This is a genomic window from Serratia sp. JKS296, from assembly GCF_900215445.1.
Taxonomy (GTDB): domain Bacteria; phylum Pseudomonadota; class Gammaproteobacteria; order Enterobacterales; family Enterobacteriaceae; genus Serratia; species Serratia marcescens.
The window spans coordinates 4,873,062-4,890,426 of record NZ_OCMX01000001.1; the positions used below are offsets into that span (position 1 = coordinate 4,873,062).

17 protein-coding genes, 1 tRNA gene and 1 pseudogene are annotated in these 17,365 nt (G+C 59.7%); 7 read left to right on the plus strand and 12 right to left on the minus strand.

The window, feature by feature from the left end; all coding sequences use genetic code 11:
- Positions 1 to 256: 256 nt before the first annotated feature.
- Together CRO23_RS23310 and CRO23_RS25135 are read left to right on the plus strand one after the other, a co-directional pair.
- Positions 257 to 1,357 (plus strand): alkene reductase, encoded by a 1,101-nt coding sequence (locus CRO23_RS23310; protein ID WP_016929541.1) that lies wholly within the window; start codon positions 257 to 259, stop codon positions 1,355 to 1,357.
- A gap of 385 nt (positions 1,358 to 1,742) precedes the next feature.
- Positions 1,743 to 1,913 carry a hypothetical protein gene (locus CRO23_RS25135; RefSeq protein WP_162837995.1) on the plus strand — a complete coding sequence of 57 codons (171 nt, stop codon included), beginning with the start codon at positions 1,743 to 1,745 and terminating at the stop codon, positions 1,911 to 1,913.
- 64 nt (positions 1,914 to 1,977) lie between these two features.
- On the opposite strand, the gene CRO23_RS23315 is transcribed toward CRO23_RS25135, so the two are convergent.
- From CRO23_RS23315 to CRO23_RS23340, 6 genes are all read right to left on the minus strand, one after another.
- Positions 1,978 to 2,490 (minus strand): Mpo1 family 2-hydroxy fatty acid dioxygenase, encoded by a 513-nt coding sequence (locus tag CRO23_RS23315; RefSeq protein WP_079452282.1) that lies wholly within the window; start codon positions 2,488 to 2,490, stop codon positions 1,978 to 1,980.
- Between the two features lie 71 nt (positions 2,491 to 2,561).
- Positions 2,562 to 3,005 (minus strand): universal stress protein, encoded by a 444-nt coding sequence (locus tag CRO23_RS23320; RefSeq protein WP_015376224.1) that lies wholly within the window; start codon positions 3,003 to 3,005, stop codon positions 2,562 to 2,564.
- Between the two features lie 21 nt (positions 3,006 to 3,026).
- Positions 3,027 to 3,800, minus strand: a complete 774-nt coding sequence (locus CRO23_RS23325; RefSeq protein WP_079452281.1) for a siderophore-interacting protein — start codon at positions 3,798 to 3,800, stop codon at positions 3,027 to 3,029.
- Positions 3,781 to 5,226 (minus strand): efflux transporter outer membrane subunit, encoded by a 1,446-nt coding sequence (locus CRO23_RS23330; RefSeq protein ID WP_079452280.1) that lies wholly within the window; start codon positions 5,224 to 5,226, stop codon positions 3,781 to 3,783. The genes CRO23_RS23325 and CRO23_RS23330 overlap by 20 nt, the downstream gene beginning before the upstream one ends.
- Positions 5,223 to 6,266 (minus strand): HlyD family secretion protein, encoded by a 1,044-nt coding sequence (locus CRO23_RS23335; RefSeq protein ID WP_016929545.1) that lies wholly within the window; start codon positions 6,264 to 6,266, stop codon positions 5,223 to 5,225. The genes CRO23_RS23330 and CRO23_RS23335 overlap by 4 nt, the downstream gene beginning before the upstream one ends.
- A 41-nt stretch (positions 6,267 to 6,307) precedes the next feature.
- A complete protein-coding gene (locus tag CRO23_RS23340; RefSeq protein WP_033639044.1) occupies positions 6,308 to 7,843 on the minus strand; it encodes an MFS transporter in 1,536 nt (511 codons plus the stop codon).
- Between the two features lie 140 nt (positions 7,844 to 7,983).
- Here CRO23_RS23340 and CRO23_RS23345 point away from each other — a divergent pair, with 140 nt between their 5' ends.
- Positions 7,984 to 8,886 carry a LysR family transcriptional regulator gene (locus CRO23_RS23345; RefSeq protein WP_097103017.1) on the plus strand — a complete coding sequence of 301 codons (903 nt, stop codon included), beginning with the start codon at positions 7,984 to 7,986 and terminating at the stop codon, positions 8,884 to 8,886.
- Between the two features lie 246 nt (positions 8,887 to 9,132).
- Entirely contained in the window at positions 9,133 to 9,870 is a 738-nt protein-coding gene (locus CRO23_RS24980; protein ID WP_015376218.1) for a DUF6216 family protein, read from the plus strand.
- Between the two features lie 45 nt (positions 9,871 to 9,915).
- Here the strand turns inward: CRO23_RS24980 and CRO23_RS23355 are convergent.
- The 4 genes and pseudogenes from CRO23_RS23355 to CRO23_RS23365 all read right to left on the minus strand — a co-directional run.
- Positions 9,916 to 10,140: pseudogene (locus CRO23_RS23355) on the minus strand (hydroxyacid dehydrogenase); the annotation flags it as partial.
- 168 nt (positions 10,141 to 10,308) lie between these two features.
- A tRNA-Sec gene (locus CRO23_RS25140) sits at positions 10,309 to 10,403 on the minus strand.
- Between the two features lie 97 nt (positions 10,404 to 10,500).
- The gene (locus CRO23_RS23360; RefSeq protein WP_079450373.1) at positions 10,501 to 11,844 is read right to left on the minus strand and encodes an esterase-like activity of phytase family protein; all 1,344 of its coding nucleotides are present in this window, start codon (positions 11,842 to 11,844) and stop codon (positions 10,501 to 10,503) included.
- A gap of 75 nt (positions 11,845 to 11,919) precedes the next feature.
- Positions 11,920 to 13,119, minus strand: coding sequence for a cyanate transporter (locus tag CRO23_RS23365; protein ID WP_097103018.1), 1,200 nt, complete (start codon positions 13,117 to 13,119; stop codon positions 11,920 to 11,922).
- 126 nt (positions 13,120 to 13,245) lie between these two features.
- Between CRO23_RS23365 and CRO23_RS23370 the strand changes: the two genes are divergently transcribed.
- On the plus strand, positions 13,246 to 14,100 hold the full coding sequence (locus CRO23_RS23370; RefSeq protein WP_033639068.1) for a LysR family transcriptional regulator: 855 nt from the start codon (positions 13,246 to 13,248) through the stop codon (positions 14,098 to 14,100).
- A 6-nt stretch (positions 14,101 to 14,106) separates the two neighbouring features.
- Here the strand turns inward: CRO23_RS23370 and CRO23_RS23375 are convergent, their stop codons facing one another.
- Positions 14,107 to 14,547, minus strand: a complete 441-nt coding sequence (locus CRO23_RS23375; protein ID WP_097103021.1) for a DNA-binding protein — start codon at positions 14,545 to 14,547, stop codon at positions 14,107 to 14,109.
- Positions 14,498 to 15,118 carry a nucleotidyltransferase domain-containing protein gene (locus CRO23_RS23380; protein WP_016929554.1) on the minus strand — a complete coding sequence of 207 codons (621 nt, stop codon included), beginning with the start codon at positions 15,116 to 15,118 and terminating at the stop codon, positions 14,498 to 14,500. Before CRO23_RS23380 ends, CRO23_RS23375 begins: the two co-directional genes overlap by 50 nt.
- 205 nt (positions 15,119 to 15,323) lie before the next feature.
- Here CRO23_RS23380 and CRO23_RS23385 point away from each other — a divergent pair, with 205 nt between their 5' ends.
- Both CRO23_RS23385 and CRO23_RS23390 read left to right on the plus strand, forming a co-directional pair.
- Positions 15,324 to 16,712, plus strand: a complete 1,389-nt coding sequence (locus CRO23_RS23385; protein ID WP_097103023.1) for an amidohydrolase family protein — start codon at positions 15,324 to 15,326, stop codon at positions 16,710 to 16,712.
- A 100-nt stretch (positions 16,713 to 16,812) separates the two neighbouring features.
- The gene (locus CRO23_RS23390; protein WP_016929556.1) at positions 16,813 to 17,364 is read left to right on the plus strand and encodes a cysteine hydrolase family protein; all 552 of its coding nucleotides are present in this window, start codon (positions 16,813 to 16,815) and stop codon (positions 17,362 to 17,364) included.
- Position 17,365: the final 1 nt, after the last annotated feature.

The following is a 17,365-nucleotide window of genomic DNA, read 5'->3' on the forward strand; positions in this document are numbered from 1 at the left end:
TGGGGGAAAACAGCAGCCGACTCTATCTTAACCACGCACCGACAGGCAATAGCCGCCGTCGCCCGAGCGCACATCGGGTTCATTCTCGCCACCTGCGGCAAGCCGCCATATCGGCCCGCCGGCGGCTACCGCAACTATTGAACACAGAGCAAAAGTGTTTTGTTATTGTGCGCGTTTTTAGAATTAAACGACGAAATATAATGGCCTCAGTAAAACATCAAGGCCCTACGGCCCAATACACACAGAGGGAAGCGCCATGCTTTTTGACTCGTATTCTTTAAACGGTTTATCGCTGAACAATCGCATCGTCATGCCGCCCATGACCCGCTCTCGGGCCGGCGCCGGCGACGTCGCCACCGACATGATGGCTGAATATTATGCCCAGCGCGCCAGCGCCGGACTGATCGTCAGCGAAGGCACGCAGATTAGCCAGCAAGGCCAGGGTTATGCCTGGACGCCCGGCATTTACACCCCGGAACACATCGCCGGTTGGAAAAAAGTCACCGACGCCGTACATCAGGCCGGCGGCAAGATCTTCGCGCAGCTTTGGCACGTCGGCCGCGTGTCGCATACCATTCTACAGCCTGACCACGCCGCGCCGGTCTCCTCCTCCGCCATCCAGGCCGACGGGGTCAAAGTGTTCGTGGATGTCGAAGGCCGCGGGCCGGAACATGGCGTGGGTGAAATGGTGCAACACTCCGCACCGCGCGCCTTAACCCGGGAAGAAATTCCGGCGATCGTCAATGACTACGCTCAGGCGGCCCGCAACGCCATCGCCGCCGGTTTCGACGGCGTAGAGCTGCACGGCGCGAATGGCTATCTGATCAATCAGTTTATCGACTCGCGGGAAAACCAGCGCGACGACGAATACGGCGGTTCACTGCAAAACCGCCTGCGTTTCCTGCGGGAAGTGGCGCAGGCGGTAGCGGACGCCATCGGCAAAGAGAAACTGGGCGTGCGCCTGGCGCCGCTGACCACCCTGATGGGCTCGCAGGACGATACCCCTGAAGCCACCTATCTGGCGGCGGCCAGCGTGCTGAACGATATCGGTGCCGCTTATATTCACATCGCCGAAGCGGACTGGGATGACGCCCCGGTAATGCCGGCGGCGTTCAAAGAGTCGCTGCGTCTGATCTTCCGCGGCACGCTGATTTACTCGGGCAAATACACGCGTGAACGCGCTGAAGAAGCGCTGGCCAAAGGCTGGGCGGATCTGATCGGCTTCGGCCGCCCGTTCATCGCCAACCCGGATCTGCCTCACCGCCTGCAACACGGGCTGGCGCTGAATGCGCCCATCAAAGAGAAATTCTTCGGCGGCAGCCGGGAAGGCTACACCGATTACCCGACGATCGGGTAAATATGTTCAGCCCCCCGAGCCTGCAAGTGCGGGGGGCTTCGCTGGCTTGGTAAACAACGCTCTTCTGAATAAGCGACATAACCCAAATTTTCTGGGTCCGCACGATAAATAAAAAATAAATCGAAAACCTTAGATATAAAATAATAAATTAAACATTTTCATTGCAATTTTTTATTAGAATACAAAAAAACAAAACATATAAAAACAATATAAGTTGAAATAAAAATAATGAAACCAAGAAAAATGAAAACTTAAAACACAATATTTAATCAAAACTTAAACACATAACCCGTATTTCCCGAACAGGGTTGAATATATATGCGAACGTGTAAATATCTTTCCGAACAGCGCTATTGTGGCGCTGCGTTGATTAAGGAAAGATCTTATGTCTAAATCACCTATTGGCACTACAGCCACGACAGGGCAAAAATGCCCGGAAAGCGGCGTCTGGGAAGTGGTTGGCAAACCCTCAACCACAGCGCCAATCGCTAAAGGCAATATCATGCCGCCTTATGGCGGCAAAGGGGTCACCTGGAAATTGATCCAATACGCATAATCCGTCATCTTCAGGCCTCTTTTTTCAAAAGGGGCCTCGCAGAAAAATCCTATGATGCCTTATTTCATTCCCTCCCATTGCGCACTTTGCCCGCGCGCATTTCGATGCTCCGCTGCAATGCGCGCAGCCCGCCGGCCAGGAAGCAGGCTTCCGCCAGCACGAACAACGGGCCGATGATCAGGCCCGTCACGTCGTCCATAAACGCCGGCTTTCGTCCCTCCCAGAAATGCCCGACAAACTGAAACAGCCAGCCGATGACGAAGCCGCCGATGCCGACCCTCAGCCACGCCGCCGTCGACAACGACGCCACCCAGGCGCCGAACGCGAGGCACAGCAGCAGCAACGCCAACATCATGACGCCAAGACGCAGGCTCAGCCGCAGGTAATAGAGGGCCGACACGATAACCGCCGCGCAGGCCGGCGAAAACGGCAGCCATCCCGCGCCCCATGCCGGCCGGGAGAGCAGCGTCAGCAGGCTGACGACGATCAGCGGGATGCCGATAAAGTGCGTGACGATATTGCGCGCATCGCGGTGATAGGCGGCATAAGCGGCAAGGTGATCTTCCAGACTTCGCATGTTGACCTCCGGTATGTGCGGCCTTCGTCGCCGAACGCGGGCAGCCGCATGCGGCTGCCCTTATCCATAGCTTAGCGCGGGATCACCAATACCGGTTGACCGATCTCATCCAGCAGGCCGCGCGTGACGGAAGCGTTCAGCCAGCGCCCCAATGAAGACAGGTGGCGGTGCGAGATGATCAACAGATCGCAGTTGAACAGCGCCATCTGTTCCGGGATCACTTCGATGGGCGACCCCGCGGCCAGCAAGCCCTGGGCATTGAAGCCCTGCTGTTTCAGCGCCCGCGTCACCTGCCCGACCTGCTTTTCCGCCAGCGCCTCTTCCCGTTGGGCGGCGGGATACTCCTCGCGCTCATCGCTGTCGAAACGCAGGCCGCTGCGGCTGAGCGTGAAGGCATTGTCCACCACCGTCAGCACGATCACGCCGCCGATGCTGCCTTGCAGGCGCGCCATAAATTCCAAGGCGTTGCCGCTGTGTTCAAAGCAATCCACCGCCAATAGCACTCTCTCAATCATAACCATCCTCATTCGCCCGAGTTAAATCGCGCCCTTGAAATTGGCTTCGCCCTTTTTCCAATAACCTTTGGCAAACAAGGCGGCGCGGGAGATGCTCATTTCGTTGATAAAACGCGCCTTCAGATAGGCGGCGACCTGGTGTTCGCAGGCCAGCCACACCTGCCCTTCGCCGGCCGGCAGCTCGCAATGGCTGACGGCCTGCACCAGCGGGCTGTTCATCACGCTGTCGAAATGTCGGGTGCGGATTTGCCAGCTGTTCACCTGCAAAAAGGAGCAATCGACGTCCTGGATCTCCTGCGCATCGCCCACTTCGGCGAACCACAGCACCGGCAACGGATCGGAGAGCGAGGCGAGAATGGTGCGCATGGCGGGCAGCGCGGTCTCATCACCCAGCAACAGCAGCCAGCGAGTTTGCGGCAACAGCCGAAAGCCGCCGGAGCAAGGGCCGGCGAACCCCAGCTTGTCGCCCGGCATCGCGTCGCGCGCCCAGTTCGACGCCGGGCCTTCGCCGTGCAGTACCATATCGATATCGAAGGTGCGGGCGAGTTTGTCGATGCCGCTCAGGGTGTAGGCCCGCCCGGCCAGCGTGTCGCGCCACGGGAAGAACACCTTGACCCAACTGGCCGGCTCCTGCGCGCGCGGATCGGCGATAAACTTATCCACATCATCGCCGCTCAACGTGATGCGGCGGATCCGAGTGGTGACTTGCCGCACGGCGCTCACCCGGGCCTCCCGTTTGCGGCGGGTGTCCCTTTCCAGCATCTCGTCGACAATCTTATTCAGCGTGTTGTGCATCAGCCTTCTCCTGTGGCGCCGCAGACGGGTAGGTGTGTTCCCAGCCGCCGCCCAGCGCTCGATAGATATTCACCACGGCGATCGCCGTCTCCTCCTCTGAAACAATTTGCGCGGACTGCAGATCCAGCAGCGCACGCTGCGTGCTCAGAACGTGGATAAAATCGCTGGCGCCGTTCAGATAGCTGTCGCGCGCCAGCGCAAACGCGTGCCGGTTGGCGGCCAGCGCCTCGGCCAGGTGTGTCTGGCGGCGCTGCTGGGCGCGATAGCCGGAAAGCGCGTCGTCGATCTCGTGCCAGGCGCGCAGCACCGTTTGCTGGTAGGCGATGGCCATTTCCTGCTGCCGGTATTCGCTCAGGCGCACCCGCTGGGTGATTTTCCCCCCGTCGAACAGCGGCAGATACAGGGCGGGGCCGATGGCGAAGGTATGCGTGGACCAACTGCCCATATCCGCCAGCGCCAGCGCCTGATAACCCGCGTTGCCGGTCAGCGTGATGCGCGGATAGTAGTCGGCGGTGGCGACGCCGATCTCGGCGGTCGCCTGATGCAAACGCGCCGCCGCTTCACGAATATCCGGCCTGCGCAGCGCCAGATCCGACGGCACCCCCATCGGCACCGCGCGCGCCAGCGTCGGCAGCGGCCCCGTCGGCGACAACATCGCTTTCAGCGCGCCAGGCCGCTCGCCCAACAGCAGGCTGATGGCGTTGATCAAGCGTTCCTGCCTATCGAACAGCGTCGGCAGCAGGGCATCCACCTGCGCCAACTGCACCTGCGCCTGATCGATATCCAGTTCGTTGCCCGCGCCGCTTTGATAACGGCTTTGCGTCAGCTGTAGCGTGCGCAGCGCCGTGGCGCGGTTTTCCTGCGCCACCGCCAGCTGCTGCTGCGTGGCGCGCAGACGCAGATAGTCGCTCGCCAGCTCCGCCGTCACCGACGTCAGCAGCGCGCGCCGATTCTCCTGCGAAGCGGCGAAGCCGGCGCGCACGCTTTCCGATGCGCGACGCAGCTTGCCCCACATGTCCAGCTCCCAGGTGGCGCTGAATCCGCCGCGCCAGAGGTTATAATCCGCCTCTCCGCCGTTGCCGGACGGATCCATGCTGCCCACCGAGGTGGCGCGCTGGCGCTGATAGGCGCCGTCCATGCTCAGATCCGGCATCAGCGCCGCCTCTGTCACGCCCAGCAAGGCGCGGCTTTGCTGCATGCGCGCCGTGGCGAGCTGCAGATCCAGGTTGCCGGCCGCCGCGCGCTGCACCAGTTGCGACAGCGACGCATCGTTGAATATCGACCACCAGGCCACCGGCAGCGCCCCGCCGCCGGCCTGCTCACCCCAGCTCTCGGGCAGCGCGTTCTGCGGCCGAGCGTAGTCCGGCCCCACCGCCCGGCAGCCGCTCAGCGCCATCAACAGCAGCGGGATCACGGCTCTGTTCATTGCAGGCCCCCGTCCAGCGTATTGATGCTGACGTCCGCAGACATGCCGACGCGCAGGGCGCTCAACAAAGCGGCGTGCTCTTTGTTGATATCAAATACAATTTTCACCGGGATGCGCTGAACGATCTTGGTGAAGTTGCCGGTGGCGTTCTCCGGCGCCACGGCCGCGAAGCTGACGCCGGAAGCCGGCGCGATGCTGTCCACCTGCCCTTTCAGCGTTTGGCCGGGAAAGGTATCGATATGGATGTCTACCGACTGCCCGTGCGCAATGTTTTCCAGCTGGGTTTCCTGGTAGTTGGCGATGATGTACAGCTTGTCCTGCGGCACGATGGCCAGCAGCGCATCGCCCGGTTTGACGAACTCTCCGACCCGCAGGCTTTTCTTGCCGATCACGCCGCCGATCGGCGCGGTGATGCGGGTGTAAGACAGATTCAGTTCGGCCATCGCTTTCTTCGCCTGCGCCAGCATCAGCTCGGCGTCGCTGTCCGCCAGCTTGGCTTGCAGCACCTGCTCCATGTTTCGCGCCGCTTTGAGCGTCGCCTCCGCCTGCGCCACATTGGCGGAAAGCGTGTGCACCCGCGTTGTCGCCTGCTGCGCCGCCTGCTGCGACCCCGCGCCGCTGCTGGCCATTCTCTGGTAGCGGTTCTGCTCCTGGCGCGCAAACGCCAGCTCCGCCTGCGCCGCCTGTCGCTCCGCCAGCGCGGCGGCGATCAGCGCGCTCTGCCGGGTGAGGTTGGCCCTGGCGTCGTCCTGCCGGGCGCGGGCGGATTGCTCCTGCGCCGTCGCCTGCGCCAGCGCGACGTTGAATTCACGCGGGTCGATCACCGCCAGCAATTCCCCCTGTTTGACCCACTGGTTGTCTCTGACCAACACCTGCGCAATTTCACCGGCAATCTGCGGAGAAATACGCGAGATATCGGCGCGAATATAGGCATCATTGGTATTCTGCTGTGTCTCTTTAATAAAGAACTTATTCATTATTAACCCCAGCGTAATGACGGCAACCGCCAATACGGCGACGGCGACTTTCTTGTTAGCCATAAAAGTGACTCCACTTAATATTTATTTCTGATGATAAAATGTCAGGCGGCGACCGAACGCGGCGGATAAATACGGGTCGGCATAACTAAAATCAGCGCGGTCAGCAATAACGCCAGGCCGGCAACCAACAGATAAAGATCGGCGCTGGCCAGCACGTGGCCCTGCCGGGCGGCAAGCTGCGCCAGCTGCTCCGCCGATCCCGATGCGCGGCTGTAGGCCGAGCCGAAGCCGTCGGCAATCGTGCCGGCGTGATAGTCCCCGCGCTGTCGGCTGAGCAGCGCAATGGCGCCGCCGGCCGCGGTGGCGGCGAAACCCTTCACCGCGTTGAACCAGGCCGCCGCAAACGGCCCGTCGGTCGGTAACAGTCCGCCGGTCGCCTGCATCAGCAGGGGGATGATCGCCATCGGTTGCGCGACCGCCTGCAACAGCGCGATAACGCGAAACGTATCGCCGTTCCATTCCGGCGTCAGCTGGGCGGCCAGCACGCAGGCGGTGGCCATCAACAGCAGGCTGATCGCCAGCACCCAGCGGCAATCCACCCGCGGCGTATTGCAAATAATGGCGACAATCGGCAGCGTAATTAATTGCGGCAATGCCACCCACAGCATTAAGTCGGAAGTTTGTTCCTGACGATAGCCCTGAATCGCGGATAAATATCCCGACGTAATATTGACCAGCGACACCATAATTAACAGCACGCCACCCAACGTAATTAAGGAGAAGGACAAATTCTTTTTGCTTAATAGCTGCAAATTGAAAAAAGGCAGCGGGTGATACCATTCGTTAATCAGAAATAATGCCAATAACCCGATGCCGCCCAACAATAAAACGTAGATCAGCGGTGAGTTCAGCCAGTCGAGGCGCTCCCCCTGTGAGATGCCCATCGTCAGCATGCCGAGCGCCATGCCGCCAAGAAGCAGACCGCGCCAGTTGAACTGCCGCAGGCGCTCCAGCCGCAACGGATCCTGCGGCAGACCGTAGCCGATACACACAGCGGCGATCGCCATCAGCGGCAGGTTCCAGTAGAAGTACCCGCTCCAACCCCAGTGAAAGGCAAAGGCGGCTGCGGTGGCGCCCAGCGTAGCGCTCCAGGCCGAGACCCAGCCGTAGGCGCCCAGCCCCAGCACCTTGATCAGCGGCGGCATAAAACGCAGCACCACCGTCATCAGCATCGGCGGCAACGCGCCGCCGGCGAAGCCCTGCAGGCTGCGCACCGCCAGCAGCACGCCATACTGTTCTCCCAACCAGGGCGTCAGCAGCCCACCGGCCAGGTAAAGGCCGCACATCGTCAACGCCACCCGGCGCAGCGAAAAGGTTGGCCAAAAACAGGGCGTGAACCCGGAACCGATCACAAAGCCGGTGACGTAACAGGTGGTCAGCCAACTGCCGGCATCGAAGCTCAGCAGCATGCCGCCCTGTATATCCGCCAGCGCGAACTTGCTGGCGTTTTCCCCCACACCGCTGGCCATCACCGCCAAAAACACGCCGAACAGCCCCAGCCAGGTGCGGCCGTTGATTTCACCGGCGCTGGCGAGCCATCGATTTTTGTGGTGCGGCGTAACAGACACCTCAACCATTCCCCACTCCTGCTGTTTCAGCCTCAATCTTTGTTGTCGTGGGCAGTATCCGGACTTATTTCGATTGTTTAAAATGAAATGATGTAATTAACTAGTTGCACAAAACGCAATCCATTGAACGCGCCACCACCGGAGAGTCCATGCCGCAAAAAATTGATTTCAACCTGATCTATGCGCTGAATCTGCTGCTGGAAGAAGGGAGCGTGAGCGGCGCCGCCGAAAAGATGAATCTGAGCGCACCGGCGATGAGCCGCATTCTGGGGCGCATCCGCCGGCAGTTCGACGATCCGATCATGGTCAGGGCCGGCAAGCATCTGGTGCCGACGCCGCGCGCTCTGGAGTTGAAACGCCAGCTCGGCGAGATCATCGAGCAGGCCGCCGCGCTGATCGCACCGAATGTTGCGTTCGAACCCGGCAAGCTGACCCGAACCTTCACCATTCGCGCCAACGACATTTTTATCGGCGCGCTGGCGGGCGGCTTGCTGGAGACGCTGCGGGACATGGCGCCGTTAAGCGGCCTGAAATTTATCGCTGAAAGCGACGGCGAGGATGACGCGCTGCGCAGCGGCAAGGTGGATCTGGTGATCGGTTCCTCACGCGACTGGCATCCGGAAATCAAGACGCAGAGCCTGTTCACCAGCACCTTTCAGGCGCTGGTGCGCCCTGGGCACCCGATCATCGGCCGGGTAACGCCCGAAACCCTGACCCATTACCCGCATATCAGCGTCTCCCGCCGCGGGCGCACGCAGGGGCCGATCGACGACGCGCTGCGCGATCTCGGCCTGCAGCGCAACGTCGCCCTGACCCTGCCGGGCTTCCATTCGGCGATGATGCTGACCATGAAATCGGACTTTATCCTGCCGCTGCCGCGCCACGTGCTGCAAGGGGTGAGCAACATCCACCTGCCGTTGGCGGAGATCGAGCTGCCGCTCGAGCTGGAATCGGTGTTTATCGTCCAGGCCTGGCACCCGCGCCTGGATCGCGATCCGGCGCACCGCTGGCTACGGCAGACCATCAAGCAGTTCTTTTTGCAGCGGGAGTGAGGGGGTTAGGTGTGGGGGCTTATAGCAAATCGTATTTCAGATATATTATGCTGTTACTAAAATAGCCGCTTAGCTAAATATAGGAAGACATTTCGTATATTAACCACTAATCATTTCCCAACTCAATGAGTTTCATATCAATAACACCATGTACTTATCATAGACTAGATAGCTGTTAACAACTTGAAAAAATTATAAGAATAATAAAAAATCAACAAAGCGTAACAGTCACAATGAGGAAACAACATGAGTAACGCACTATCTATCACTGAATTATTTACTGACGAAAGTTTCAAGTCAACCATTGAAATATTTTCAAGCATCCTTGGAGTATTAGGAAGTATATTCGCAACAGGAATGATAACACTTAAATATTTAAACAAACCATTAAACGGCGAATCTGAATACTTGAGTAAAGCAGGTATCCCCAACTGGACAATTAGATTGTTCTCCATATCTATTCCTCTAAAAAAAACACCCCAGAACACACTCATTGATAAAATACTGTCTGGTTTTATTATTTTTTCAGTGACCATTGGGCTTTTATTTGTGTTTCACATGCACATACAAACATTACGCATTCAAAATGGGTGGACTCTTTTAACGTTAAAAACAACAAATGAAAGCTTCTTTATCACCAACCATTCCGCCAAGGAATCATCTTTGTTTTCCCGTCACCCTTGGTCTATTGACAAAAAACAATGCCTTGGAAATAACAATCAACTAAAAAGAATAAAAAACATCTCTCCAGAGTTGTCATCATTGATTTGCGAAATATTTAATGATGAGAAAAACCAAGTTGAACTAAATAAATACATAGATGAAGTAAAAAAAGACAAGATAATTATATACCCAATATTGACCATCATAGAAATCATTCTTTTCTGGTTAATAATCAGTATTTTTCTTACTCTTTCCCTTAAGAGAAAAGTAAGGAACTACATCATCAAACAACAAGAAAGAGCATATTACTATATCACATAACCGCTTAGCTTAAATATTGCGACTTATCTGGCGTTTCCCCTTCTATTGAACCTGTAAGTAAGACTTACAGGTTGCGTTTTGTTCAAGTTCAGCTTCTTCGCAGATCGCTTTGATATGTTGCGTAATCGCCTGGGGAGTCACTTGATAAAGAAACGCGATGGTCGCTCGCGTTTCTTGCTCAAATCGACATTCAACGCGCACTTCGCCATCATCGCTGGCAAACATAACAAACTCACCTACCGGTGATTGGGTTAAGTGCTTGTTTGCCATGTCTCCTCCGCTTTAATCTGACTGACAACGCTGTAATTCGCTCAGTATGCCAGAGAACCACATCAAAGCTCATTACTCGAACAACAGTTATTTTCCAAAAAATGTCTGCAACCTGACTCGCTTGGATAGGATTTTGTTGAATTTAAGAAAGTGAGGGAAACAGTAATTTGGCGGAAGATCACAGGAGTCGAACCTGCCCAGGACCGCTGGCGGCCCCAACCGGATTTGAAGTCCGGCCGCCCCACCGGGGACGAGGATCTTCCTTGGAGAAGAGGGAAGCAAGGCGCTGATTATAGCGCAGTTTGTTCGCTGCGCTAAGCGGGAAATGGCGGCCGCCGGCGATTCGGCGGCCGGGGAGCGCTACTTCAGGAAATCCTTCACGTCCAGCAGGATGAACTCGTTGTCATCCGCCATATTGGGCTGGCGGCTGGAGGAGAACGGGAAGTTGTTGTCGTTGCCGACGATGATGTGGTTGGCGTCCACCACGTCCACGTTCTCGATGGTGAAGAACGGGAAGGTCAGCACGCCGTCGTTCAGCGGCTTGCGCGCCAGCTTGTTCGGATCCTGAATGTTCATTAGGTCGATATAGCCCAGTTTTTCGACCGGTTTGCCGACGTTGGCGTCCGAGAAGGCGATTTTATACACCCGCTTGAACTTGGCCACCTGGCTGAAGCAGTTGTCGGTTGGCGCGCCGGCGGCGCAGGCTTTATCCGGCGTGCCTTCGCCGTTGTCGCGCTCAATCACCAGCCCGTGGGTGGCGTCGATCATGTTGAAATCGCCGATGGCGTTCTGGTTGTCTTCCAGCACGTACTGCCAGCTGCGGCCGGTCCAGGCCTGCTGTTTGACGTCGAACTCCAGCACCCGCAGGTAGCGTTTGCCGCCGACGTTCTCGAACTGTTCGCCATCCCACAGCGCCCCTTCCAGCAGCGGGTACAGCTTGCTGCCGTCCGGCGAGGCGGCCATGCCTTCAAAGCCTTTGGAACGCGCCACCTGGAAGTTTTGCTTGCCGTCCGGCGCGCCCGGCAGGGTCAGCGTCGGGTTGTCCGGCGATTTCACCACCTTGCCGTCCACCTGGGTGTCGAACACCGCCAGCACCTTGCCGTTCAGGTCGGCCTTGATCAGGTAAGGCCCGAACTCTTCACCGATCCACAAGGCATCATCGGCAAACTGGAAGCTTTCCGGATCGAAATCGCTGCCGGTCAGATAGCGCTGCTCAGTGCTCTCGTTGATGATGTGGAACGGCACCTTTTTATCCGGATCGTGCAGGAACACCGTCTTCAGCGGCGCGACCGTGCCGTCTTTGAAATCGATTTTGTAGTGGTTGAGGTACAGCATGGCGTCCGGGGAGTTGGCCTTGCTGCCGAAACCGTTGTCGGTCAGCACCCAGTAGGTGCCGTCGGGCATATGTTTGATGCCGGAGTGGCCCTGCAGCGGTTGGCCGTTGATCGGCAGGCCGATGCCGGTCAGGCGATCGGCGGATTTGCCCGCCACGCTGCCCAGCTCGGTGACGCGTTTGCCGCTGGTGTATTTGCCGCTCTGCTGCAAATCGCTCGGCGCATCCTTCGGTGTGGAAACGGCGGATTTCACCGGCAGCAGCGCATGCCCCGCCAGCGTCGCCTGCACCGGCTGCGCCTCGGCCCACAGGTTGGCGCTCAGCGCCATGCAGCCGACCAGCAGCGCCAGCCGGGTTTTGGTGTTGTGCATGTCATTGTTCCTTTTCGTTGTTATCGCCCAGAAGTAAAAGCAACGTCACTATAGGGAGCGGCAATGACAGAAATATTATTCGGCGAACGCCCGCCGATAGCTGTGCGGGTGGAAGCGCCAGGTGATGGCGATCAGCACCACCACCAGCAGCGCGTGGATCTGCCAGTCCAGCACGAAGCCGCCGCTGTAATCGCGCAGTAGGCCGGAAAGGTAAGGCGTGACGCCCGCCAGCAGGAAGCCGACGCCCTGCATGAAGGCCACCAGCCGCCCTGCCGCCGCCGGCTGGTGCAGGTGATCGAGCGCCAGAACCAGGCAAAGCGGGAACGCGCCGCCCAGCCCCAGCCCGGAAAGCAACACCCACAGCCACGGCAACGTCTGCGGCAGATAAATCAGGCCGATAAAGCCGATCAGCTGCATCATCAGCGCCAGCAACAGCAGCGGCCGCCGGTCATGATTGCGCGCCAGCGCCGGCAGCAGCAACGCGCCCAATACCTGGCCGAAGGTCATCAGCGCCAGCAGCGAACCGCTGGCCTGCGGCTGCCAGCCAAGCTGCATGTAATACGGCGGCAGCCAGGCGATCAGGCTGGTATAGCCGCCGTTGATCAGGCCGAAATAGGCGCCGAGCAGCCAGGCGCGCCGGTTGCGCAGCAGGCTTGGGCCGCGGTGTTCTCCCGCCGCGCCCAGGCGAGACAGCCCCCGACTGACCGGCCACCAGGCCACTAGCGCCACCAGGGCCGGCAACGCCCACCAGGCCAGCGCGCTGTGCCAGTCGTGCCCCGCGCTCATCAGCCACGGGGTGATCGCCGCCCCCAGCCCGCCGCCGCCCATCAGCGCCGCCGACCACAGCCCGGCCACCAGCGCCATGCTTTTCAGGAAGTGATGCTTGATGATGCCGGGCATCACCGCCTGGATCACCCCGATGCCGAGCCCGCCCAGCACCGCGCTCATCAGCAGTTGCGCGCTGCCGGGGGCCAGTTCGCGCCAAAGCGCGCCCAGCCCGATCGCCAGCAGGCTCAACGTCACGGCGCTGCGTTCGCTGAACAGCCGATTGATGGCGCCGCCCGCCAGCGCCATCAGCCCCATCATCAGCACCGGCAGCGTGGTCAGCAGCGCCGCGCCGCCAAAGCTCAGCCCGGTGGCCTGACGCAGCGTCGGCAGCAACGGGCCGATCGAGGTCAACAGCGGCCGCATGTTCAGGCCGATCAACACCAGCGCCAGCAACAGAGGGTTGAGCCAGCGGCGCGGGGAAGGTGAATTAACAGAATGATTTAACACGGCATATTCCTGGTACTGCGAAATGAAGAGTGCGGCGTCACAGCGCGATCGCCGCAGCGTTGCGTTACTGTAGGCAACGCCGCTAGTATTGGGAAATTAAATAATAAAATAGCCAACAGTGGGAAAATGAATCGCTACCCGATGTTCAATCCGCAGCTGCTGCTCAGCTTCGTCGCCGTGTGCGACAGCAACAGCTTCACCCGCGCCGCAGAGCGGGTGTTTTTGTCGCAGTCCACCGTCAGCCAGCAGGTGCGCCGGCTGGAAGAGATGCTGGGCAAGCCGCTGTTTGAGCGTTCCTCGCACCAGGTGCTGCTGACCGAAGAAGGCGTCAAGCTGTTGAGCTACGCGCGCCGCATTATCGCGCTGAATGAAGAAGCCCATGACGCGCTGACCGGCATCTGGCGCGACGGCGTGCTGCGGATCGGCATGCCGGAGGATTTCGCCGTGCCCACCACCGAACTGCTGGCCGACTTCAGCCGCGAGCACCCGCACCTGCGGCTGGACGTCGCCAGCGGCCTGAGCGCCGATCTGCACAGCGCCTACGCGCGTGAAGAGCTGGATCTGATCCTGGTGAAACAGCGCCGCCGGCAACCGCCGCGCGCCGCGCGGCCGGAACCGCTGCTGTGGCTGGACAGCCTGGCCTTCCCGGCCATCGAGCAATCGCCGGTGCCGCTGGCGGTATTTCCACTGAACGGCCTGTACCGCGACGAGCTGTGCCAGGCGCTCGACAACCTCGGCAAACGCTGGCGCATCGGCTACAGCAGCGCCAGCCTGGCGGCGCTGACCGCCGCTTCGGCCGCCGGGCTGGGCGTCACCCTGCTGCCGGCCGGCTGCCGTTTGCCGACGCACCGGGTGCTGGGCGGAGCCGAAGGATTGCCGCCGATAGACAGCTTCGAACTGGCGCTCTACTACCGCGACGGCGCCCCTGCCGCCACGCTGGCGCTGGCCCAGCGGCTAACGGTGTTTTGCGGGCTGAAGTAAGGCAGCTTACGCCACTATCTGCGGATGTTCGTGCTGCAGCCAGTCGATAATCCGTACCCACAGCGCTTCTGTCTGCTCAAGGCAAGCCTGTACCGCCGCGTCCGTCACCAAGTCGCCGGAATAATCCGCCACGTTGCGCTGTTTTCGCAATGCATCCAGGCAGATCATTTCCTCTTGCGGCAGCCCTACGGTGAGCGGCAACGATTGGATCATGATCTGGTGATGGCCGGGTTTGCTGGTCAGCGTGCGGTATCCTTTGGCTTGCAAAGCGGCATTCGCCATTTGCATGACCGCTTTATATGCCGTGTCGAAACGGCTCTCATTGCTGAGCTGAGTGATACCCGCATCGCGTCGATTGCGAGCGGCGGCGGCCAGCAATTTTTTAATCGCCCCCGCGTCAGGCGTTATCACCTCCAGTCCCAGCCCGACCAGATTGTCCAGCGTCATCCTTGTCTCCCGCAATCCAAAGTTGGGGTTTCTGCATAATGTCCTGTATAAACGCGGAGTTCTCGGCCAAAGCCGCTCGCCACTCTTCTGGCGAGTACAGTTTGGGGTTAATTTCCCGACCCAGCGTTGCCTGCAGCGGGTAAACCGCCTGAATCACCTCCGCAAAAGACAGTTTGCCGACAATCAGAACATCGATATCACTGGCCGCCGTCGCTTTGCCACTGGCGACAGAACCAAAAATAAAAGCGCGTTCAATAGCTTCGCCAAACGCTGCCAATGTCTGCCTTAAGCACTCCGCCGGCCCGCAAACCTTGCGGAAAATCGCCGCCAGCTCAGGGAAAATCAGGCAATCGGCGTTGGCCTGATAGCAAATTTGGTTGCCCTGCCGCTGCCTGAGCAAGATGCCGCTCTCCGCCAACCTGCTCAACTCTTTATGTAAAGTGCCGGCCTGAGTTGCGGTGCGCCGCGCAATTTCTCGCACATGAAACGCACGCCCGGCTTCAATAAACAGCAGGCTTAGCACTTTTCTACGGTATTCGCTGAACAGCAACTCGAGCATCGGATCGTGCATAACGCTAACCTCATGTAGCTTTAATGGCTACAAATGTAGCCATTAAAGCTACGAAAGAGCAAGCCAGGAAAATCCTTGCCCCGGCGCACGCCGGTCATTACCAAATCGAATAGTCACCAGTGGCAAATGTCGCTGCCAACCGGCCGGTTCCTCTCCTAAATTGGAGGATGTTTTCACCCCTCACCTCTGGATTAAGGAACCGAACGTGGAAAACCCTCAGCAACCGGGCCGCAGAGCCTTCCTCAGCCAAACCGGCAAACTCACCACCGCCTGCGCGGTGATCGGCCTGACAGGCGGCATGGCGCAGGCCGCTTCGCCTGGCGGCGAGCCGTGTGCGCCAACGCCGATGACCCTGACCGATCGCCACTACTGCCTGAGTGAGGTGCGGCTGGAAGACGGCTTTGAATACGACGGCGAAACGGTGATCGGCACCCGCACCGCGCTGTACACCCTGGAGATCAAAGACGGCAAGATCGCCGCCATTCACGCCGCCAACGCCGCGTTGCCCGCCGGCGTGCCCCGCTATAAGGCGCAGGGCCAGCTGCTGCTGCCGGCGTTCCGCGATATGCACATCCACCTGGACAAAACCTTCTACAGCGGCCCGTGGCAGGCGCCGCGCCCGCGCCAGGGCAAAACCATCATGGACATGATCGCGCTGGAGCAGACGCTGATCCCGAAACTGCTGCCCACCTCGCAGCAGCGGGCGGAAAACCTGATTGCCCTGCTGCAGTCCAAAGGCAGCACCGTGGCGCGCAGCCACTGCAATATCGATCCGGTCAGCGGCCTGAAAAGCCTGGAGCACCTGCAGCGCGCGCTGGAAAACCACCGGGCGGACTTCAGCTGTGAAATCGTCGCCTTCCCGCAGCACGGCCTGTTGCACTCCAGGGTCGACGCGCTGATGCGCGAAGCGATGCAGATGGGCGTGCAGTACGTCGGCGGGCTGGATCCGACCAACGTCGACGGCGCGATGGAGAAATCGCTCGACGCCATGTTCCAGATCGCCCTCGATACCGGCAAAGGCGTGGATATCCACCTGCATGAAACCAGCCCGGCCGGGGTCGCCGCCATCAACTACATGATCGCCACCGTGGAGAAAAACCCGGCGCTGCGCGGCAAGGTCACCATCAGCCACGCTTTCGCCCTGACCACGCTGACGCCGGGCGAACTGGCGGAAACCGCCACCCGGCTGGCGGCGCAGCAGATCACCATCGCCTCCACGGTGCCGATCGGCGGCCTGATGATGCCGTTGCCGCAGCTCAGCGAGAAAGGGGTGTTCGTGATGACCGGCACCGACAGCGTAATCGATCACTGGTCGCCGTTCGGCACCGGCGACATCCTGGAGAAGGCCAACCTGTACGCCCAGCTGTACCGCGGCTCCGACGAGTATCACCTGTCGCGCGCCATGGCCATCTCCACCGGCGGCGTGCTGCCGCTGGACGATAAGGGGCAGCGCGCCTGGCCGAAAGCCGGCGACGCCGCCGAGTTCGTGCTGGTCAACGCCAGCTGTTCCGCCGAGGCGGTCGCCCGTCTGCCGGCGCGCAGCGCCACCTTCCATCGGGGGCGCCTGGTGGCCGGTCAGGTGAGCAAAGCCTAAGGTCGGTCCGCTGTTGTCATCATGATGGCCGTTTTTGGCCTTCTGTCCGAGTAAGGTGCGGCGCAAGATGGTCGCTACACACACTGGCGGAGGGCCGAAAATGTCACAGAGCGCGTTATTGATCATCGATGTCCAGCAATCATTCCAGCACCGTCCATTCTGGCAGGAGGACGATCTGCCGGCGTTTCAACAGGCTCTGACCCGCCTGATCGCGGGCTGCCGACAACGCGGCGCGGCGCTGGTCGACGTGCTGCACGTCTCGCCGCAGGGGCCGTTCTCACTGGCTTCAGGCCACGTGCAGCGCCTGCCGTTCCTCACCCACCAGGCGGATGTCACCGTGCATAAGCATGTGCACAATGCGCTGACCGAATCCGGCCTCGACGCCTGGCTGCGCGAGCGGGACATCACCCACCTGATCGTCTCCGGCATCCGCACCGAACAGTGCTGCGAAACCACCACCCGGGTGGCGTCCGATCTCGGTTATCGGGTGACTTTCGTCACCGAGGCGACGCTGACCTTCCCGATGCGCCATCCCGACGGCGAAGTCTTTACCCCCGCGCAGTTGAAGCGGCATACTGAAACCGTACTGGTCGATCGTTTCGCCCGCATCGCCAGCGTGGATGAGGCGCTGGCGCAACTCGCACAGGAGTAAT